The 19,440-nt window shown below is 71.6% G+C and carries 22 protein-coding genes; 15 read left to right on the top strand and 7 right to left on the bottom strand.

Annotated features, from left to right (window positions below; translation table 11 throughout):
* Positions 1–44: 44 nt before the first annotated feature.
* Positions 45–1,166, bottom strand: a complete 1,122-nt coding sequence (locus OHS58_RS28345) for a metallophosphoesterase (RefSeq protein WP_326958338.1) — start codon at positions 1,164–1,166, stop codon at positions 45–47.
* Between the two features lie 73 nt (positions 1,167–1,239).
* Here OHS58_RS28345 and OHS58_RS28340 point away from each other — a divergent pair, with 73 nt between their 5' ends.
* On the top strand, positions 1,240–1,512 hold the full coding sequence (locus OHS58_RS28340; RefSeq protein ID WP_326944047.1) for a DUF6412 domain-containing protein: 273 nt from the start codon (positions 1,240–1,242) through the stop codon (positions 1,510–1,512).
* A gap of 62 nt (positions 1,513–1,574) precedes the next feature.
* A complete protein-coding gene (locus OHS58_RS28335; protein WP_328644592.1) occupies positions 1,575–2,252 on the top strand; it encodes a YidC/Oxa1 family membrane protein insertase in 678 nt (225 codons plus the stop codon).
* Here OHS58_RS28335 and OHS58_RS28330 read toward each other — a convergent pair.
* Positions 2,235–2,648 carry a J-domain-containing protein gene (locus tag OHS58_RS28330; RefSeq protein ID WP_326944045.1) on the bottom strand — a complete coding sequence of 138 codons (414 nt, stop codon included), beginning with the start codon at positions 2,646–2,648 and terminating at the stop codon, positions 2,235–2,237. The two genes, OHS58_RS28335 and OHS58_RS28330, sit on opposite strands and share 18 nt — an antisense overlap.
* 106 nt (positions 2,649–2,754) lie before the next feature.
* Here OHS58_RS28330 and OHS58_RS28325 point away from each other — a divergent pair, with 106 nt between their 5' ends.
* Positions 2,755–3,537: a TetR/AcrR family transcriptional regulator C-terminal domain-containing protein gene (locus OHS58_RS28325; RefSeq protein ID WP_328644591.1), complete on the top strand. Its 783-nt coding sequence runs from the start codon at positions 2,755–2,757 to the stop codon at positions 3,535–3,537.
* 37 nt (positions 3,538–3,574) lie between these two features.
* On the opposite strand, the gene OHS58_RS28320 is transcribed toward OHS58_RS28325, so the two are convergent.
* From OHS58_RS28320 to OHS58_RS28310, 3 genes are all read right to left on the bottom strand, one after another.
* Complete coding sequence (locus tag OHS58_RS28320; RefSeq protein ID WP_247056913.1) at positions 3,575–3,841, bottom strand: hypothetical protein; 267 nt, start codon at positions 3,839–3,841, stop codon at positions 3,575–3,577.
* Between the two features lie 5 nt (positions 3,842–3,846).
* Positions 3,847–5,013, bottom strand: a complete 1,167-nt coding sequence (locus OHS58_RS28315) for a lytic transglycosylase domain-containing protein (RefSeq protein WP_328644590.1) — start codon at positions 5,011–5,013, stop codon at positions 3,847–3,849.
* Between the two features lie 206 nt (positions 5,014–5,219).
* Entirely contained in the window at positions 5,220–6,122 is a 903-nt protein-coding gene (locus OHS58_RS28310) for a LysR family transcriptional regulator (protein WP_328644589.1), read from the bottom strand.
* A 46-nt stretch (positions 6,123–6,168) separates the two neighbouring features.
* Here OHS58_RS28310 and OHS58_RS28305 point away from each other — a divergent pair, with 46 nt between their 5' ends.
* Both OHS58_RS28305 and OHS58_RS28300 read left to right on the top strand, forming a co-directional pair.
* Entirely contained in the window at positions 6,169–6,939 is a 771-nt protein-coding gene (locus OHS58_RS28305; RefSeq protein WP_328644588.1) for an SDR family oxidoreductase, read from the top strand.
* A 92-nt stretch (positions 6,940–7,031) separates the two neighbouring features.
* The gene (locus tag OHS58_RS28300; protein WP_328644587.1) at positions 7,032–7,682 is read left to right on the top strand and encodes a hypothetical protein; all 651 of its coding nucleotides are present in this window, start codon (positions 7,032–7,034) and stop codon (positions 7,680–7,682) included.
* Here the strand turns inward: OHS58_RS28300 and OHS58_RS28295 are convergent.
* Positions 7,679–8,116 (bottom strand): GNAT family N-acetyltransferase, encoded by a 438-nt coding sequence (locus tag OHS58_RS28295; RefSeq protein WP_326944039.1) that lies wholly within the window; start codon positions 8,114–8,116, stop codon positions 7,679–7,681. The genes OHS58_RS28300 and OHS58_RS28295 overlap by 4 nt on opposite strands.
* Before the next feature lie 132 nt (positions 8,117–8,248).
* On the opposite strand from OHS58_RS28295, the gene OHS58_RS28290 reads away from it, so the two are divergent.
* From OHS58_RS28290 to OHS58_RS28245, 10 genes are all read left to right on the top strand, one after another.
* A complete protein-coding gene (locus OHS58_RS28290; RefSeq protein WP_328644586.1) occupies positions 8,249–8,476 on the top strand; it encodes a hypothetical protein in 228 nt (75 codons plus the stop codon).
* 212 nt (positions 8,477–8,688) lie between these two features.
* Positions 8,689–9,570: an SIS domain-containing protein gene (locus OHS58_RS28285; protein ID WP_328644585.1), complete on the top strand. Its 882-nt coding sequence runs from the start codon at positions 8,689–8,691 to the stop codon at positions 9,568–9,570.
* Between the two features lie 7 nt (positions 9,571–9,577).
* Complete coding sequence (locus OHS58_RS28280; RefSeq protein ID WP_328644584.1) at positions 9,578–10,471, top strand: 1-phosphofructokinase family hexose kinase; 894 nt, start codon at positions 9,578–9,580, stop codon at positions 10,469–10,471.
* A 66-nt stretch (positions 10,472–10,537) separates the two neighbouring features.
* A complete protein-coding gene (locus tag OHS58_RS28275; RefSeq protein WP_328644583.1) occupies positions 10,538–11,392 on the top strand; it encodes a class II fructose-bisphosphate aldolase in 855 nt (284 codons plus the stop codon).
* Positions 11,393–11,518: 126 nt separating this feature from the next.
* Positions 11,519–12,895 carry an ABC transporter substrate-binding protein gene (locus OHS58_RS28270; protein ID WP_442792351.1) on the top strand — a complete coding sequence of 459 codons (1,377 nt, stop codon included), beginning with the start codon at positions 11,519–11,521 and terminating at the stop codon, positions 12,893–12,895.
* Positions 12,895–13,848 carry a carbohydrate ABC transporter permease gene (locus OHS58_RS28265; RefSeq protein WP_247056891.1) on the top strand — a complete coding sequence of 318 codons (954 nt, stop codon included), beginning with the start codon at positions 12,895–12,897 and terminating at the stop codon, positions 13,846–13,848. Before OHS58_RS28270 ends, OHS58_RS28265 begins: the two co-directional genes overlap by 1 nt.
* Positions 13,849–13,858: 10 nt before the next feature.
* A complete protein-coding gene (locus OHS58_RS28260; RefSeq protein WP_328644582.1) occupies positions 13,859–14,782 on the top strand; it encodes a carbohydrate ABC transporter permease in 924 nt (307 codons plus the stop codon).
* A gap of 6 nt (positions 14,783–14,788) precedes the next feature.
* Complete coding sequence (locus OHS58_RS28255; protein ID WP_328644581.1) at positions 14,789–15,850, top strand: ABC transporter ATP-binding protein; 1,062 nt, start codon at positions 14,789–14,791, stop codon at positions 15,848–15,850.
* On the top strand, positions 15,847–17,652 hold the full coding sequence (locus tag OHS58_RS28250; RefSeq protein ID WP_328644580.1) for a DUF5107 domain-containing protein: 1,806 nt from the start codon (positions 15,847–15,849) through the stop codon (positions 17,650–17,652). The genes OHS58_RS28255 and OHS58_RS28250 overlap by 4 nt, the downstream gene beginning before the upstream one ends.
* Before the next feature lie 102 nt (positions 17,653–17,754).
* Positions 17,755–18,540 (top strand): DeoR/GlpR family DNA-binding transcription regulator, encoded by a 786-nt coding sequence (locus OHS58_RS28245; RefSeq protein ID WP_247056883.1) that lies wholly within the window; start codon positions 17,755–17,757, stop codon positions 18,538–18,540.
* Here OHS58_RS28245 and OHS58_RS28240 read toward each other — a convergent pair.
* On the bottom strand, positions 18,537–19,382 hold the full coding sequence (locus OHS58_RS28240; protein WP_328644579.1) for an SGNH/GDSL hydrolase family protein: 846 nt from the start codon (positions 19,380–19,382) through the stop codon (positions 18,537–18,539). The genes OHS58_RS28245 and OHS58_RS28240 overlap by 4 nt on opposite strands.
* Positions 19,383–19,440 lie beyond the last annotated feature (58 nt).

The raw sequence follows: 19,440 nt of genomic DNA, 5'->3' as shown, positions 1-19,440 counted from the left end.
GGTAACGCCGGAGAGAGGCCGCCCCGGGATCGAGGCGGCCTGACTCAGGCGCGGCGCAGCGTGAGGAGCGTGATCTCGCTGGGCGCGAAGACCCGGAACGGCGGGCCCCAGAACCCGGTGCCCCGGCTGTTGTACAGCTGGGTCGGGCCGAACCGCTTGAGGCCGGACAGCATCGGCTGGTCCAGCCGCACCAGGAAGTGGAACGGCCAGATCTGGCCGCCGTGCGTGTGCCCGGAGATCTGCAGGTCGATGCCCGCTTCCCGGGCCTGCACGACCTGCTTCGGCTGGTGCGCGAGCAGCACCACCGGCACTTCGGACGGGACGCCGTCGAGCGCCGCGGGCAGGTCGGGGCCGTGGCCGGGCAGGCCGGACGACGCGCCCGTCGGGTCGTCGATGCCGGCGAACACGATCCGGTCGCCGCCGCGCTCCAGCAGCGTCGAGCGGTTGTGCAGCGGGTCCCAGCCGAGCCCGGCCATGTGGTCGAGCCAGCCCTGCGCCTCGCCGAAGTACTCGTGGTTGCCGGTGATGTAGAACCGCCCGAGCTTGGCCTGGACGCCGCCGAGCGGGTCGACCTGCTTGCGGCGCCGCGCCACCGAGCCGTCCGCGAGGTCGCCGGCGTGGCAGACGACGTCCGCGTCCAGCGCGTTCACCGCCGCGACGACCTTCTCCGACCACTTCGTGCGGTCGATCGGGCCGAAGTGGGTGTCGGTCAGCACCGCGACGCGCAGGCCGTCGAGCGCCGGGCCGAGCCGCGGGATGACGACGTCGGTCGCCTTCACCGGCGGCACGCGCATCGCGACGCGGTTGCCGTACACCAGCAACGAGACGGCGACGAGCGCCGCCGCGCCCGCGACGATCCGCGACCGCGCCGGGTCGTCGACGCCGAGCAGCGCGACGCGCAGCACCAGGCTCAGCACGGACCACGTGAACAGCACCCAGCTGACGGCGAGCAGCGTGTCGCCGAGGCGGGCACCGCCGTCACGCTGGCGCTTGCCGTGGCCGAAGACCATCGCGACGGGCATCGTCACCAGGCCCAGCGCGAAGAGCGCGGTGCCGGCGACGAAGCCCGCGGTACCCCACTCCGGCGCGAGAACGAGCGTCCACCACGGGACGGTGAACAGCAGAAGCAGCGCCAGAATCGGCACCGCGAGGAAAGGGCCTCTCATCGAACCAGGTTACAGCCCATCGGGCTGTTAGCACTTCGGCTACGCTGGGAGCGGAAGGAAGGGGACGGCCGCCGTGAACACGTTGCTCGAGCTGGCGTTCCCCGCGTTGATCAGCCCCACCGCGCTGGTCGCCTTCGCCTCCCTCGCCGCCGCGAGCCTCCTGGTCGTCCTGCTGGTCGGCAGCACGCAGCGCAGCGAGCTCGCGCTCTGGTCGGTGCCGGCGCGCAGCCGGGTCGCCGCCGCTCGCCGCCGCGCCCGCCGGGCCGAGTCCATCCGGCTCCGCGACCCAGGCGCACCCGGACGCAGCAGGCCACGAGCACCCGGTTTCCGCAGCCTGGCTGCGTAGAAACCCTTTCACGCAGCCATTCCGCCTGCCCTTCTCCTTCTCACTCATGCGGAGTGCTGCCCATGTTCGGCTTTCTCGACGTGCCCGTTTCCGGCGCGTACCACCTGATCCACTGGCTGCTCGCGGCCACGGCGTTCACCGGCCCGCTCGCCGCGGCCCTGGCCATCGCCGGCTTCACCCTGTCCGTGCGGCTGCTGCTGCACCCGTTCGCCCGTGCGGCGGCCCGCGGCGAGCGCGCCCGGGCGGTCCTGATGCCCGAAATCAAGGCGCTGCAGACCAAGCACGGCCGTGACCGGGAGCGCCTGGCCGCGGAGATGACGAAGCTGCAGCAGGAGTCGGGCACGTCGATGTTCGTCGGCTGCCTGCCGATGCTGGCGCAGCTGCCGTTCTTCATGGTGATGTACCGCGTCTTCACGACGGCGACGATCGGCGGCGAGCCCAACTCGCTGCTCGGCGCGACGCTGTTCGGCACGCCGCTGGGCGCGCACGGCCTGGCCGGCAGCCCGCTCGTCTTCGTGATCGCGGCCGGGCTCGCCGTCGTCGCGTGGTTCTCCGTGCGCTGGCAGGACCGGCAGCGCGAGGCCGGCGCGGCCGAGGTGCCGGGCGGGAAGCTGCTGCGGCTGCTGCCCTACGGCACGGTGCTCGCGACGCTCGTCGTGCCGCAGGCCGCCGGGATCTACCTGCTCACGACGACCGCGTGGAGCGCGGCGGAACGCGCGTGGTTACGGCGTGGCGCGTGACCGGCGCCAGTCCTCGAGCGCTTCCTCGACGTCGACCAGCGCGACGGTGAGCGGCGGCCCGGACAGGTGGTTGCGGTAGGCCTGGCGGATCCGCTCGTTGAGGTCCTCGACGACCTCCCGCACCCGCCGTTCGGTCCGCTCGCCGGCGACGGTGCCGGGCAGGTCCTGCACCTCGCGCTTGAGCGCCAAGGCGGGCGGCAGCAACGCCGCGGTGTCGTGGCCCTCGGCCCGGACCCGCCGCAGGACCCAGTCGGTCGCGGCGTCGTTGCCGGTGGGCGGCGGCAGCGGCTTGCCGGTGCCGGGCAGGTCGTCGAACTCCCCGCGGTCGCGCGCTTCGCTGATCTGGCGGTCGACCCACCAGCGGAAGGAGACCTTGGGCGGCTTGCGTCCGGTCATGTGGTCCAGGGTAGGTGGACGCGCGTCCGGATTCACGGGACCAACGTCCTGAAGTGCCAGGTGAGGGCGGTTCGCCGGTAAGATCCGGGAGGAGCGAGGGGAGCGCATGACCGCCGAACGCAGTGGTGCCGAGAACATCGACCGCACGCTCGGATTGCTCTGGCGCGCGCGGGGCGGCGGTGCCGAACCGACGAGGGGCCGCCGTCCGACGCTGACGGTCGAGCGGATCGTCGCGGCGGCGATCACGGTCGCGGACGCCGACGGGCTGGCGGCCGCGTCGATGCACCGCGTCGCGAAGGAGCTAGGCGCGGGCACGATGACGCTCTACACGTACGTGCCGGGCAAGACCGAGCTGGTGGACCTGATGGTCGACGACGTGCTCGTCGAGCGGCGGCTGCCCGGGCCGGGCGAGCCGCGCCCGGCCGGCTGGCGCGAGCAGGTGGCGCTGTACGCGTCGCGGACCGGCGACGCCTACCGCGACCACCCGTGGCTGTGCGAGGTCTCGCGGGTGCGGCCGCCGCTGGGCCCCGGGCAGCTGGCCGGCCAGGAGTACCTGCTGTCCATCATGGACGGTCTGGGCCTGTCGCCGCGGGACGCCGTCGCGGCGGCCAACGGGATCGGCACGTACGTCGACGCGAACGCGGCCATGGGCGCGGAGAACACCCGCCTGGAGCGCAGCACGGGACAGTCCACCGAGGCCTGGTGGCACCAGCGGTCGTCGTTCTGGGAGAACCACTTCACGGTCGAGGGCCACCCGGCGATCAACCGCGCCTGGCTGGGCGGCGGCTTCGACGGGACGGCGGCGGCCCAGGGCGAAGCGGCCTACGAGTTCGGGCTGCACCGCATGCTCGACGGCATCCAGGCCCTCGTGAGTGGTAATTCGGGTTAGAACCCGCATTGCCACTCACGACCAGCGGCACCGAGGTCTAGCGGCGCGTGGTGCGCAGCCACCGCGACCGGCGGCGTTCCTGGGCCGGGACCGACGGCTCGGCCGGCGTCGTGTCGCCGCGCAGGATGTCGCGGCACGTCGGGTCGAAGCGGCCCGGGGCCTCGATCATCGGGGCCGCCAGCACGACGTGCCCGCAGATCGCGCGGAACCGGCCGCCGTGGCGGCCCGTCGCGAACTCGTCCTCGGTGACGGCGTGGGTGTAGCCGTCGGTGTCGCAGCGGATGTGCACCAGGAACGGCTCCACCGCGCTCAGCCCGTCGGGCTGGTCGTGGTGGTGGTCTCGGTGGGCGTCTCCGCCGAGTCCGCCGGGGTCGTCGCCGTGGTCGGCGGCGGCGGGGTGGTCGTGCTCGTGGTCGACGGCGGCGTGGTGGGCGTCGTCGGCGTGGTGGAGGCCGGCGGGGTCGACGTCGTCGGGGTGGTCGACGTCGCCGGTGACGTCGGGGACGTCGAAGTGGTCGGCGTCGTCGACGTGCCCGGCAGCGGGAGCGACCCCGGCGGGCCGGTGACCACCGGCGGAGCGGGCGGGGCGGGGACGCCGACCGGACCGCCGGCCGCGGCGTTGTCCGGGGCGCTCGGCGTGCCGATCGGGACGTCGCTGTCGGGCAGCTGCGCCACCCCGCCGCGGTAGGCCGTGGCCCACGCCAGCACGGTGTCCACATAGGACTGGGAGTTGTTGTAGCGGCGGACGGCGACGCGCTGGCCGGCGTCCGTCGAGAGGTCGAGCCCGCCCGAGCACAGGTACCGCGCGCTGGCCAGGGTCTCGTCGTAGATGTTGTTCGGGTTCGAGACGCCGTCGCCGTTGCCGTCGGAGGCGTAGCCGCGCCAGGTCGCCGGGATGAACTGCGTCGGGCCGACCGCGCGGTCCCACAGCGCGTCGCCGTCGTACTTGCCGCCGTCGGTGTCCGGGATCGCGGCGAACGCGCCCGCGCCGTTGAGCACCGGGCCGAGGATCGGCTCCAGCGTGTCGCCGGCCGCGTTGACGTACCCGCCGCGGGCGTGGTTCGACTCGATGCGGCCGATGCTCGCGATCAGCGCCCAGTCGATGTGGCAGCCCGGCTGTTCCTTGTTCAGGATGTCGGCGGCGTTCTTGTACGCCTTGAGCATGCTGGCAGGGATGCCGAGCGGCCCGGAGATGCCCGCCGAGCCGGCGTGCCCGCCCGGCACGATCAGCGGCATCGGCACGGGCGGCTGCGGCAGGCTGCCGTCGACCGCGACCGGCGGCATGACGATGTTCGGCTGCTGCAGCGGCGCGGCCTGACCCGGCAGCAGCGCGTCCCCAGTGTTCGCCACGACGACCGGCGCGGGCAGGCCGCCCGCGGTCAGCGTGGGCAGCACGACGAGCGCGCCACCGGCGAGCGCGGCGGCGGTCCGGCGAACGGAACGCGCGCTCTTGCGACGTGGCCGGTGCTTCGGCATGGTCGTCCCCGCTTCCCTCGATCTTCGCTGATCGCCCTCACCCGATCGGCCCCACCGCCGGTACTGGCCGGTAGGAGCAAGCTATCCGATGGAAGCAAACTTTGGCGAATGGCACAGCGAAATCCGGCCGCGACGGAGAAGTTCGTCCTGTTGGCACAAAACCTTCGTAGGGAATCTGTCACATTCACCAGGATTTAACGGGTCACTCAGGAGAGTTTGTCCAGTAGTGCGGCCGGGACGGTGATCCCGCGGTGACGCACGTCCGAACGAAACCGCCGGACGAGCGAATCCGACGGCGTAACGGTGAAAGTGACGACGTCGCGGTGCGGCGCGGGCTTCAGCCGCCGCAGCGCCCCGGCGAACGTCCGGGTCAGCGCCGTCGTCGGGACCAGCGCGACCCCCAGGCCGGCCGCGGCCAGCTCGGCCGCCGTCGCCGCCTGCTTCGTCCGCATCACCGCGTCGAGCACCGCGCCGTGCTCCGCCACCACCTCGTCCAGCCAGCCGCCGAGGCCGTTGTCCCGGTGGTAGTGGACCACCGGCAGCCCGGCCAGGTCCGTGATCGGCACCGACGCGCGGGTGGCGAGCGGGTGGTCGGCGGCCAGGGCCAGGACGATCTCCTCACGCCCCACCACCTCGGTGTGTCCAGTCCAGCGGCTCGGCCGCGGCCCCACCGCGACGTCGGCTTCGCCCGCCTCCAACGCCGCGACCAGCGCGTCCGCGCTCGTCGTCTCGGTGAGCGTGATCAGCACGCCCGGCCGGTGCCGGTGCCAGGCGCGCAGGACCGGCGCGAGCAGCCCGGCGGTCATGGACTCCGCGCACGCGATCCGGAGGGTGCCGGCACCGCTGTCCGCCACCGCGCGGCCGGTGCGGACCACCCGCTCGGCCGCCGCCAGCGCCGCGCGCGCGTCGGCCAGGACCGCCCGGCCCGCCGCGGTCGGCCGGACCCCGCGCGGCAGCCGTTCGAGCACGGGCGTGCCCAGTTCGCGCTCGAGCGCGCCGATCTGGTGGGACAGCGCGGGCTGCGACAGGTGCAGCCGCGCGGCCGCTTCGGTGATCGACCCCGCGTCCAGCACGGCGACCAGGCACTCCAGCGCGCGCAGCGTAGGCATTCGCCGATTCTATCGCAGCCATCGAAAACCTTCGGATCGCGACGGGATGGATCCGGCGCCGCCGTGCGCTGAACCCGGTGTGCGAGACGAAAGGAGCACGACGATGTCATTGGTGTCATTGGTGTCATTGCGGGAAAAGCGTTTGGTGGTCGTGGGCGGCGGTTCGGGGATCGGCCGCCGGATCGCGGCGGACGCGCACGCGGCGGGCGCGGAAGTCGTCTTCGCCGGGCGGAATCCGGAGCGTTTCACCGAGCCGGGAATACGCGCGGAATTCGCGGATCTCGGGGACGAATCATCGCTGGAAACGCTGGCCGGGAAGGTGGGCGAACTCGATTATCTGGTCACCCTCGCCGCGGCCCCGGCGAACGGGCCGGTCGCGACGCTGGAGCGGGACGCGATCATCCGGGCGTTCGACGCCAAGGTGATCGGGCCGCTGCTGCTGGCTAAGCACTTCGCGCCGCGATTCCGCGCCGGGGGCGCGATCGTGCTGTTCTCCGGCGTCGCCGCGTGGCGCCCGCAGCCCGAGCGGGCGGTCATGGCCACGACGAACGGCGTGGTCGCGTTCCTGGCCGAGGCGCTCGCGGTGGACCTCGCGCCGATCCGCGTCAACGCGGTGTCGCCGGGCATCGTCGACTCAGGCGCGTGGGACCGCCTCGGCGAAGCGAAGGACGGCTTCTTCCGCCGCACGGCGGAATCGAATCCGGCGCGCCGGGTCGGCACCACGGCGGATATCTCCGCGGCCACCCTGAGCGTGCTGGCGAATCCGTTCATCACCGGGACGACCCTGCACGTCGACGGCGGTGGCCGGTTGTCCTGAGCGCGGATCCTTTACACGGCCCCCGGTCATTCCTAAGATCGCCTCGACCGGCCGCGTCGCCACCGTCCGGTCGACCCAGGGTGGAGGGTTTGATGACACGTCGGGCTCCGCGCCGCGAGCAGGTCAGCGTGGCCGAGTTGCTGGTCAGGTCGGACAGCTGGCAGGACGCGCTCGAAGCGCCGCCGTCGCGGCACCGGCGCCGGTCACCGGTGCTGCGTTCGCTCGCCCGCGTCCGGGCGCTCTCGGTCGTCGCCGGGGCGCTCGCGATCACCGGCGGGGTCGCGGCCCTGGCGGCGCAGCCGTTCGAGCACGCCGCGGGCGCGGTCTGGCCGCCCGTCGGTCTCGAACCAGTGCCGCTGGCCCTGACGCCGTCGCCGGCGGACGTCGTGACGCCACCGGAATCCGTGGTGCCGGAATCGAAACTCGGCGGAATCATTTCCGCTGCCGTCGTCCGGCCGGCGAATTCCGGAAAGCCGGCCGGAAACACCGCCGCGCCGTCGAACCAGGTGGCGCCGGTGCGGCACGAACTCCCGGACTGGGCCGCCGGTGCCGATCGGCACTCGGCCCGGCCCGCGAGTCCGTCGCGTCAGCAGGTTTCGCAACGGCAGCAGGCTTCGCAACGACAGTCGGTTTCGCAACGGCAATCCGCCTCGTCGCGGCAGTCGGCGTGGTCCGGCGGTCACCACGACGGCGGCGGGCACGGCCACCACCGCGGTGGCGGCGGTGGCCGGCACCGCCGCTAGCCGAGCGGGATCTGGTACTGCATGAACCCCTTGTCGAGCGCGACCTGGTCGTAGAGCCGGCGCGCGGTCGCGTTCGACGTCTGCGTGTGCCAGTAGACGCGCACGCAGCCCCGGGCCCGCGCCCAGCCGGCGACGGCTTCGATCAGCGCCCGGCCGACGCCGTGGCCGCGGGCTTCGGGCGCGGTGAAGAGGTCCTGCAGGTAACAGACGTCGCCCGACGTCGTGCTGGCGTGCGTCAGGAAGTGCGTGATCCCGACGAGCTCGCCGTCGAGCCGCGCGCCGAGCGCGTGCATCCGCTCGCCGGTCGAGAACTCGCGCCAGTCGCGATCCGCCAGCTCCGGCGTGAGCGGCCTGCCGTAGAACTCGTTGTAGCCGGCGAACAGGTTTTCCCAGGCCACACGGTCGGTTTCGGTCAACGCCCCAGTGGTGATCATGCGGCGAGGCTAACGCGGCGGATGGCCGGTCGAGGGACACGCCGGACACAACTGGTGAGTAAGGTGACGAACCCGAATTTGATTCATAGAATCAGCGCCATCCCGCACGGCAGCTACTCCCGGAGGTTCCCGATGGCGCGCACGCCACCCCGTGCCAGTGGCAAGCCCGTCACGGTCAGCGAGCTGTACCTGCGGCCGGACGTCCACGGCAGACGCCGGCCCGAAGATCTCGAAGTGCTCGAACTCGCCTACCGCATGCGTCGCCGGATCGGCCCGGAGGCGGTGGTGGCGCCGGTGCCGTCGTCGCGTTCGCGCGCGATGGCCGTCGTCACCGGGCTGCTGCGCCGCAAGCCCCGGTAGCCGCCGGACCCGCTCTCCTGCTGCAGGCCACCCTCGCCGAGGGTGGCCTTTTTGCTGCGCCCGGATCCGGCGCCGCTCCCGCCGTCTGCTGTCTTCTCGCGCACTTCTCTGCGCGGACTCTGTGTGAAGTTGCACGATACGACGATTGACGACGCACAAAACTGCACCTAACGTGACAGGTGTTGCGCACAACCGGCACGGATGGGGAGTTCATGAGCGGGACCTTCATGGCGGCGGAGATCGCGAGCCAGCCCGGCTGCTGGCGGGACGCGGCCGCGCTGGCCTCGGCGAACAGCGGGCAGCTGCCCGCGCCGGGCGCCCGGGTGGCGATCGTCGGCTGCGGCACGTCGTGGTTCGTCGGCCAGGCGTACGCGGTGCTGCGCGAAACCGCCGGGCTCGGCGAGACCGACGCGTTCGCCGCGTCCGAGTTCCCGGTCGGCCGGGCGTATGACCACGTGCTCGCGCTGAGCCGCTCGGGCACCACGACCGAGGTGCACAGCCTGCTCGCGCGGTTGCGCGGCCGGACCAGGACCACGGCGATCACCGGCGTGCCCGCCGAGATCGAGCGGGCCGCGGACGGCGTCGTCGACTTGTCCGCGGTGGACGAACGCTCGGTCGTGCAGACCCGGTTCGCCACCACCGCGCTCGCGATGCTCCGTGCGCACCTCGGCGAGGACCTGACCGGCGTCATCGCGCAGGCCGAGCAGGTGCTGGCCGAGCCGCTGCCGGAGTCATTGGTCGGCGCCGGGCAGTTCAGCTTCCTCGGCACCGGCTGGTCGGTGGGGCTCGCGAACGAGGCGGCGCTCAAGTTCCGCGAGGCGTGTCTGCTGTGGACGGAGTCGTACCCGGCGTGGGACTACCGGCACGGCCCGATCAGCATCGCCGAGCCGGGCCGGGTGACCTGGATGTTCGGCCACGCGCCGGACGGGCTGGCCGAAGACGTCCGCCGGGCGGGCGGCACGTTCGTCGAAAGCGGCCTCGACCCGATGGCCGACCTGGTCCGCGCGCAGCTCGTCGCGGGCGCGATCGCCCGGCGCAAGGGCCTGGACCCGGACAACCCGCGCAGTCTCTCCCGCTCCGTCGTCCTGACGTGAGCCCGCCGTGATCCTCACCGTCACGCCCAACACCGCGCTCGACGTCACGTACACAGTGGACGGTCTGCGGCCGGACGGCGTGCACCGCGTCCGGGAGGTCCGGAGCCGGGCCGGGGGCAAGGGGATCAACGTCGCGCGGGTGCTGCAGGCGCTGGGCGTCGACGTCCGCGCGGTCGCGACGGCCGGCGGGGCGACGGGGTCCGCGGTCGCGGCGGACCTCGGTGCGGCCGGGCTGCCGGCCGAGCTGGTGCCGATCGCCGGCGAGACGCGCCGCACCACGACCGTGCTGGGCGACGACGGGTCGGTCACGCTGCTGAACGAGCCCGGCCCGGCGCTGTCCGGCGGGGAGTGGGCGTTGCTCGCCGACGCGGTCCGGCGACACGCGCCCGAGGTGCTGGTCTGCTCCGGCAGCCTCCCTCCCGGTGCGCCGTCCGGCGCCTACGCGTCGCTGCTCACGGCAACGTCCGTGCTGGATACGTCAGGCCCGGCACTGCTGGCCGGCCTGGCCGCGCACCCGGCCGTGGTGAAGCCGAACGCCGAAGAGCTGCGCGAGGTCACCGGCCTGGCCGACCCGGTCGCCGCGGCGGGTGAGCTGCGCAAGGCGGGCGCGGGTGCGGTCGTCGTGTCGCTCGGCGCCGACGGCCTGCTCGCGGTCACCGGCTCGGGCACGTGGCACGCGACGCCGTCCACCGCGCTCCACGGCAACAGCACCGGTGCGGGTGACGCGGTGGTCGCGGCACTCGCACTGGGCCTCAGCCGCCGCGAGCCGTGGCCGGACATCCTGCGCCGGGCCGTCGCACTGTCCGGCGCAGCGGTGCTGGGTCCGCTGGCCGGCGACGTCGACCTGGCGCACTACGAGCGCGAACTGGACTTGGTCGCGGTGCGGGTCGTGAGTGGTTAGGGCGGTTAGAACCGCCCTAACCACTCACGACAAGCCGCGGCAGACCCGAAACGACAGGAGTAGGTCATGCCTCTGGTGAGCACCGGGGAGATCGTCACCGCCGCCGCGGCGGCGAGACGCGGCTGTGGAGCTTTCAACGCCATCCAGCTGGAACACATCACCGCCATCGTCGACGGTGCGGCCGCGGCCCGAGCGCCCGTGATCGTGCAGCTCAGCCAGAACGCCGTCCGCTACCACGGCGCCCTCACGCCGATCGGTGGTGCGGCGCTCGCCGCGGCCCGGGAGGCCGAGCCGGACGTCGCCGTGCACCTCGACCACGCCGAGTCCGCCGACCTCGTGCGGGAGGCCGTCGGGCTCGGGTTCGGCTCGGTCATGTTCGACGCGTCCAAACTGGACTACGCCGACAACGTCCGCGCGACCCGTGAGATCACCGAGTTCTGCCACGACCACGGTGTCTGGGTCGAAGCCGAGCTGGGCGAGGTCGGGGGCAAGGATGGCGTCCACGCGCCCGGCGCGCGCACCGATCCTGACGAGGCGGCGGAGTTCGCCGCGGCCACCGGGGTCGACGCGCTCGCCGTCGCCGTCGGCAGCTCGCACGCGATGCTGACCCGGGACGCCGCGCTGGACTTCGAGCTGATCGCGCGGCTGCGGGCCCGGGTGCCGGTCCCGCTGGTGCTGCACGGTTCTTCCGGGGTGTCCGACGACGGCCTGGCCGAGGCCGTGAAAGCCGGGATGACGAAGATCAACATCGCCACCCAGCTCAACAAGGTGTTCACCGCGGCCGCTACCGGCGACTGGCGTGCGCACCCGGACCGCGTCGACCCGCGGAAGTACCTGGGGGCCGGGCGGGACGCCGTCGCCGTCGAGGTGCGGCGGTTGCTCGGTGTGCTCATGCTGGTCACGGAGGGCGGACCCAAGTGACGATTGAGCAGAATTTGTTCCAATGAGTGTTGACAGATGCGTGAAACCTAACAAAACTGCGCAGCAACGCGCAGAAGTTGCGTGAAACTCGAACTCTGGTGGTGGCGGATGCGGCGAAGCAAGGTCATGGCGTGTGCGGTGGGGGCCTCTCTCCTGCTGGCCGGCTGCGGCGGGGGCGCGGACTCCGGCAGCGACACCGGTGAGAACGCGCTGCCCGGTGTCGACCAGTACCTCAACGCGCCTTGCCCGGAGGCGGCGGTCAAACCCGCCACGGACAAGGAGTTCACCTACTGGGCGATGTGGACGGCCGACGAGCCCCAGGGCAAGGTCCTGCAGAAGGCCTTCAAGTGCTTCCAGGAGAAGACCGGCGTCAAGGTGAACGTGCAGTGGCTGGGGCGCAAGGCCTACACGCAGAACCTGGTGCCCGCGCTGAACACCGACGCGGTGCCGGACCTGTTCGACCAGGACGTCAGCAAGGTCGGCGCGGCGATCGCGACGCCGGGCGGCACGCAGAGCGTCGACGACGTCTTCGCGATGAAGGTCGGCGAGGGCGACAAGACCGTCAAGGACGTGCTTTCGCCCAGCTCGTACGACTTCCCGCAGAACAAGGACCGCGAGGGCCACAACTTCATGGTCCCCTACACCGTCCAGTCGAGCGCCTGGTGGTTCAACAAAGACGCCGCGGGTGACGTCCAGCAGCCGAAGACGATGGACGACCTGACCGCGCTGTTCGACAAGGCGAAGGCCGACGGCAAGGCCGCGATCAGCCAGGACGGCGACATCCCGTTCTACAACATGTACTTCTTCACCCAGCTCGCCGAGCGCTACGTCGGCTCGGGCGGGCTGAACAAGGCCGCGGCCGACAAGACCGGGCAGCTCTGGAAGACCGACCCCGGTTTCCTCAAGGCTGCCACCGAAACCGCGAAGCTGCCGAAGTACTTCATCGACGGCTGGGACGCGGCGAAGTTCCCGCAGGTGCAGCAGCGCTGGGCGGACGGTGACTCGCGCTACCTCTACGTCGGCACCTGGGCGCCGAGCGAGACGCGCGAGTACCTGGACAAGCAGGGCGCCGGGACGAAGATCAACTACGGCTCGTTCCAGTTCCCGATGCCGGCCGGTGCCACGCACGACACCGTCGAGCAGATGTCGATCGGCTTCGCCGTCACCAAGAAGGCCAAGCACGCCGAAGCCGCGAAGGCGTTCATCGCCTACTTCCTCAACAAGGACATCCTGTCCGGCATCCCGGCGGTGGCCGACAACCTGGTGCCGCGCGCCGACCTCGCCGTGCCGGACGACCTCAAGCAGGTCAAGGCCGCGATGGACGACCCGAAGAAGGAGCACGTCCTGCAGTACGACGGGATCGACGGCATCGCCGGCGGCAAGTGGCAGACCGACGTCTTCGACCCGGCCGACACTTCGCTGCTCAAGGGCGAGCTGAACCCGCAGCAGTTCGTGGACCAGCTCGCGACCAAGGGTGCCGACTTCTGGAAGAACCAGAGCTGATGGCCACGGTCACGACGACGGCGGCGCGGGATCGGGGGACCCGCGCCGCCGGGGCCGCGCACCTGCGCCGCAAGAAGCGGCTGTTCTGGCCGTTCGCCGCCCCGGCTTTGGTGCTGTACCTGGCTTTCCTCGTACTGCCGACGCTCGCGACCGTCGTCCTGAGCTTCACCAGTTGGGCCGGCGCAGGCGACACGCCCAAGCCCAACGGCGTCACCAACTACACACAGATGTGGGCGAGCGACTCGTTCCAGTACGCCTTCCGCAACACGCTCGTGTACGTCTTCCTCGGCGGCATCGGCACGTTCGCGATCGCGTTCCTGTTCACCATGGTGCTGCGGGACATGCGCGGCGGCAAGGTCGTCCGGGCCATCCTGTTCTTCCCGAACATCGTCGCGCCGGTGGCGCTGGGCATGTTCCTCGGGTTCGTGTTCAAGTACCAGCCGGGCAAGCAGGGCCTGGCGAACTACGTGCTGGAGCACGTCGGCGCGGACGCGGCGAAGTTCCTGGCCCCGGCCAACGTGACCGGCGTCGTGACGGCGTCGCTGATCTGGGCCAGCTCGGGCTTCTACATCACCATCCTGATGGCCGCGGTCGACCGGATCCCGCCGTACCTCTACGAGGACGCCGAGCTGGGCGGCGCGTCGCCGTGGCAGAAGTTCCGCAACATCACGCTGCCGATGACGTGGGACGTCGTCGGCGTCGCCGGTGTCCTGTGGACGATCAACGCGCTCAAGATCTTCGAGCTGGTGTTCGTGCTGGCCGGGCCGGGCACCTACGCCCCGCCGAACCAGGCGTGGACACTCGGGATCTACGTGTTCGACCGGACCTTCGGCTCGAACGGCACGCCGGACTTCGGGGCCGCCTGCGCCTGCGCGGTGGCGATGATCGCGCTGGTTTCGATTCTCGTTGTCCTGCTGCGCCGGTTGATGCGCCGTGACGCGATCCAGTTCTGAGGGAGATCCGATGACCGTCACCGAAGCGCCGGCGCGCGCGGTCGCGAAACCGCCGCGCAAGGTGCCGCGCAAACCGCGTCTCGCGCCGGGTTCGCGGAAGCTGAGCCCGTTGCGGCTGCTGGGTTCCGTGATCGTCTGGGCGTTCACCGCGGGCAACGTGCTGGTGCTGTACTGGCTGCTCACGGCGTCGTTCAAGACGCCGGTGGAGATCTTCACCAAGCCGTTCGCGCTGCCGTACCAGTGGTTCCACCTCGGCAAGCCGTTCCGGAACTTCATCTACGCGTGGAACAACGCGGGCTTCGGCGACGCCGTGCTGACGACGGTGGTGCTGGTCGGGCTGGCGACGGTCGCGACAGTCGCCGTGTCCGCGCCCTGCGCGTACGCGCTGACCCGGCTCGGCGTGCGCGGGTCCGGGCCGCTGACGAACGTCGTCGCGATCGGCATGGGCGTCCCGTTCCAGACGGTGATCATCCCGCTGTTCGTGACCATGAGCAAAGCCCACCTGGACAACGAATACGGCCTGTTCCTGCTCTACGTCGCGTTGTCGATCCCGTTCACCGTGTTCCTGCTGACCGGGTTCTTCCGCTCGCTGCCGGACGAGCTGGAGGAAGCGGCCTCGTTGGACGGTGCCTCGCCGACGCGGACGTTCTTCTCCGTCATGCTGCCGCTCGCGCGCGGCGGCCTGATCACGGCGTTGACGCTGAACGCCATCGGCCTGTGGAACGAGACGCTGCTGGCGATCGTGTTCCTCAAGGACCAGGCCCACTTCACGCTCTCGCGGGCGCTGTTCACCTTCTACGGCGCCGCGAGCTACCAGTCGGAGTACGGCGGCCTGATCGCCGGCGTGGCGATCGTCGTGCTCCCGATGCTCGTGCTCTACCTCGTGCTCGCTCGCCGGATCATCACCGGCCTGACCCTCGGCGCCGGAAAGTAGGACCTGATGGCCACCGTGAGTTTCCAGGACACGACCCGGTTCTACGCCGGTGTCGAGCGGCCCGCCGTCGACGGGCTCGACCTCGAGGTCGCCGACGGCGAGTTCCTCGTGCTGGTCGGGCCGTCCGGCTGCGGCAAGTCGACGACGCTGCGGATGCTGGCCGGGCTGGAGGGCGTCGACGACGGCTCCATCCACATCGGCGACCGGGACGTCACCGAGCTGGCGCCCAAGGACCGCGACATCGCGATGGTGTTCCAGAACTACGCGCTCTACCCGCACATGTCGGTCGGCGAGAACATCGGCTTCCACCTGAAGCTGGCCAAGATGCCGAAGGCCGAACGCGAACGCCGGGTGCAGGAAGCGGCGAAGGTGCTGGACCTGACCGAGTACCTCGACCGCAAGCCCGCGAAGCTGTCCGGCGGGCAGCGTCAGCGCGTCGCGATGGGCCGGGCGATCGTGCGTGAGCCGAGTGTGTTCCTGATGGACGAGCCACTGTCCAACCTGGACGCCAAGCTGCGGGTGCAGACGCGCACGCAGATCGCGTCGCTGCAACGGCGTCTCGGCGTCACGACGTTGTACGTCACACACGACCAGGTCGAGGCGATGACCATGGGTGACCGGGTCGCGGTGCTCAAGGACGGCGTCCTGCAGCAGGTCGACACGCCGATCGGCCTGTTCGCGCGCCCGGTGAACGTGTTCGTCGCCGGGTTCATCGGCTCGCCCGCGATGAACCTGCTGGAGACCACTGTGGACGCCGACGGTGCGGTCGTCGGCGGGACGCACCTGCCGCTGACCCCGGCGCAGCGCTCGGCGCTGACCGGCCCCGGCGTCGTCGTCGGCGTCCGGCCCGAGGGCTGGACGATCGGCGACGGCGGGTTCGACGCGGTCGTCGAGGTGGTCGAGGAGCTGGGCAGCGACCAGTACCTGTACTGCCGTGACGGCGACCGGGTGCTGACGGTCCGCACGCCGGGCATGTCGCCGTGGCAACGCGGGCAGGCGATCGCGCTGGCGCCGCAGGTCGGCTCGGTCCACTTGTTCGACGCGGCCACCGGTGACCGGCTGCCATGACACGCCTGTACCGGACCGTGCTGGTGCTGCCCGCGGCCGAGCTGGGGCCGGAGAACCCGCTGCCGCCGCTGGTGAAGCCCGAAGCCGTCGCCTCGGTGTCCAATGTGGACGAGCTGCCGCCGGACCTCGCCGCTGGGCTCGAGTACGGGCGGCTCGACACCGTGCTGCCGTGCCGTCTTCAGGACGGGTACTCGAGGAATCGCGTCGAGCGGGAGCTGCCCGCGCTGGTGCTGGAGAACGACCGGGTGCGGGCGACCATCCTGCCGACACTGGGCGGACGGCTGTACTCGCTGGTCCACAACGGACGTGAGCTGCTCTACCGCAACCCGGTGTTCCAGCCCGCGAACCTCGCGCTGCGGGACGCCTGGTTCGCCGGCGGCGTCGAGTGGAACCTCGGTAGCACCGGGCACACAACGATGACCTGCGCGCCGATGTTCGCGGCTCAGGTCGACGGGCCGGACGGCACGCCGGTACTGCGGCTGTGGGAGTGGGAACGCACCCGCGACCTGCCCTACCACCTCGACTTCTGGCTGCCGGACGACTCGGACTTCCTGCTGGTGGGCGTGCGGATCCGCAACCCGCACCCGCACGACGTCCCGGTGTACTGGTGGTCGAACATCGCCGTGGCGCAGACGCCGGACACCCGCGTGCTCGCGCCGGCCACGCAGGCCTGGCACTACGGTTATTCCGGCCGGCTGGACCTGGTCGACGTCCCGGGTGCGCTGACCTACCCGGCGCGTGCGGAGTCTGCCGCGGACTACTTCTTCGAGTGCTCGAAGCCGTGGATCGCCGCGGTCGACGGCGACGGGCGCGGCCTGCTGCAGACGTCGACCGAGCGGTTGCGCGGCCGGAAGCTGTTCCTGTGGGGCGAATCCGCGGGTGGCCGGCGCTGGCAGGACTGGCTGGCGCCGGGCGCCGGCGGCTACCTGGAGATCCAGGCCGGGCTGGCCCGCACGCAACTGGAGCACCTGCGGCTCCCCTCGGGCGAGTCGTGGGACTGGCTCGAGGCGTACGGCCCGCTCGCGGCCGATCCCGCGGTGGTCCACGGCGACGACTGGCGGGCCGCCACCGACGCCGTCGTCGCGCCGGTTCTGACCGGGTACCACGAACAGTGGCGGAAGATCCTCGACGTCGAGCCGGGCCCCCTGCTGGCCACGGGATCCGGCTGGGGCGCGCTGGAGGCCCGCCGGATGCCGGCGTACCTGCCGGGCACGCCGTTTCCCCCGGAGTCGCTGGGGCCGGAGCAGGAGCCCTGGTTGTCCCTGCTGGACGGTGTCCCGCCGGCGGGTGACCCGCTGGCCGTGCCACCGTCGACGCTGGTCAACCGCTACTGGGCCGATCTGCTGGAGCACACGGCCGACAACTGGCTGACCTGGTACCACCGGGGTGTCGCGCGCTGGGCGGCCGGGCGTCACGAGGCGGCGCGGGAGGCATGGGCGGCTTCGGTGTCAGCGGCCGAGAACCCGTGGGCGCTGCGGTGCCTGGCGGTGACGGCCGGCTCGGCGGAGGCGGCCCAGCTGTACGAACGGGCGTTGAAGCTGGCGCCGGCTCTGGAGCCGCTGCTGGTGGAGGCCGTCGCGGCCGGGTGTGCGCCGGAGCTGCCGCCGGAACCGACGGGACGGCTCGCGCTGCTGGCCGCTCAGGCGCGGCTCGCACGGGGCGACGTCGAGGGTGCGCGGGCGATCTTCGACGCGGGGTTCGAGGTCGCGAACATCCGGGAAGGGGAGACGTCGTTGTCCGACACCTGGGCGGCGCTGTCGGCCGATCCGCTGCCGGGGCGCTATGACTTCCGGATGAAGTAGGCGGCGTGCCGCGTTTCGAGGACGGTGATCGTGCAGCATAATGCTCGAAACGGTGGTCAACAGCGCACTTCTTTGTGCACAGGAACCTAGGGAGTACCGCCGATGGCCCGGCACGAACGGTTGAGCACCCTGCTGGACATGCTGGGGCAGCGGGAAAAGATCGACGTCGAGGACGTGGCCGAGGAGCTGAGCGTCTCCGCGGCCACCATCCGCCGCGACCTCGACCACCTGGCCGAGCAGCAGCTGCTCACGCGCACCCGCGGTGGCGCGGTCGCCAACGACCTCGCCTACGACCTGCCGCTGCGCTACAAGACCGCGCGGCACGTCCCGGAGAAGCAGCGGATCAGCAACGCCGCGGCCGCGTTCGCCGCCAAGGGGATGGTCGTCGGCCTCAACGGCGGCACGACCACCGCCGGCGTGGCGCGGGCACTGGCGATCCGCTCCGACCTGTCCGGCCGGGGTGACGCGCCGGGCATCACGGTGGTGACGAACGCGCTGAACATCGCGCACGAGCTGGCGGTGCGGCCGAACGTCAAGATCGTGGTGACCGGCGGGGTGGCGCGACCGCAGTCGTTCGAGCTGAGCGGGCCGCTGGCCACGCGGGTGCTCAGCGAGCTGACGATCGACCTGCTGTTCCTCGGCGTCGACGCGTTCGACCCGGACGCGGGCGCGTTCGCCCACCACGAGGGCGAGGCCAGCATCAACCGCCTGATGGTGGAACGCGCCGAGCGCGTGGTCGCGGTGACGGACGGGTCGAAGCTGGGCCGCCGCGCGTTCGCCCGCATCTGCGAGACGTCGCAGGTGCACGCGCTGGTGACCGACGCGGAAGCGGACCCGGAGGTCGTGCGCGCGTTCGAGGCCGCGGGCGTCGAGGTCCAGGCCGTCTAGCGCGCCAGAGCGAGGGCCGCCGTGAGGACGCGGTGGCCGGCCGCTGTCGGGTGGACGTCGCAGCCCCCGGCCGGCAGCTTGATCAGCAAGCCCGCCGCGCACGGGTCGCCGCCTGTGCGCAGGGAAGCCAGCCGGAACGCCGTGAAGCCGTCGGCGATCTTCCCGTGGTAGCGGCGGGTCACCTGCGTGAGCGCCGCGTCGATCGCCTGCACCTGCTTGACCTGCACGGGATCGCGGTAGTCGAGCGAGTAGTACGACATCAGCACGACGTCACCGCGGTAGTGGGCGCGCACGGCGCCGAGGATCGTCGCGACGTTGCGGCTCATCCGGTTCAGCGCCGCCTGGAAGTCCGGGCCGGTGCACTGGTCCGGCGTCGTGGCCTGGCAGACGAACATGTCGTTGGCGCCGATGTTCAGCGTCACCAGCTTGGTGTCCTGGTGGGTGCGCAGGTACCGCGTGGCGTAGTCGATCTGGGTGCCCGCGTACGTCACGTGCAGCGGGAACGTCGTCCGGTAGCCGACCGGGGAGCCGACGGAGTTCTCGCAGCCGTTGCTCTGCGCGCCGGCCTTCAGCATGCTCCCGGTCGTCTCGCCGGGACACGACGCGTTCGCGACCCGCAGGCCGCGCAGGGCCGCGTAGTTCTCGGCGTAGCCGCGGAAGTTGGCCGCGTTCAGGTAGTCCGAAACCGGTGTCACGGCGCCGGGGCGGTAGCCGAACGCCACGGAGTCACCGAGCGCGAGGTACCCGCCGCCGTGCCGGACCCCGGCGTCCGCGGGAGCCGTGGCCAGCCCGGTCAGCGTGACGGCGATCGCCGTGCTCGCGAGGAAAGTCCTGAACCGCATGACGGTCTCCTTTGCCCGCGACGTTGCGGGGCCGGAACCGATTGTGCCGCTCCCGGCC

It is taken from the genome of Amycolatopsis sp. NBC_00348 (assembly GCF_036114655.1).
GTDB lineage: Bacteria > Actinomycetota > Actinomycetes > Mycobacteriales > Pseudonocardiaceae > Amycolatopsis.
The sequence above is the reverse complement of the archived record's forward strand: the minus strand, read 5'-3'. Positions and strand labels throughout refer to the sequence as shown.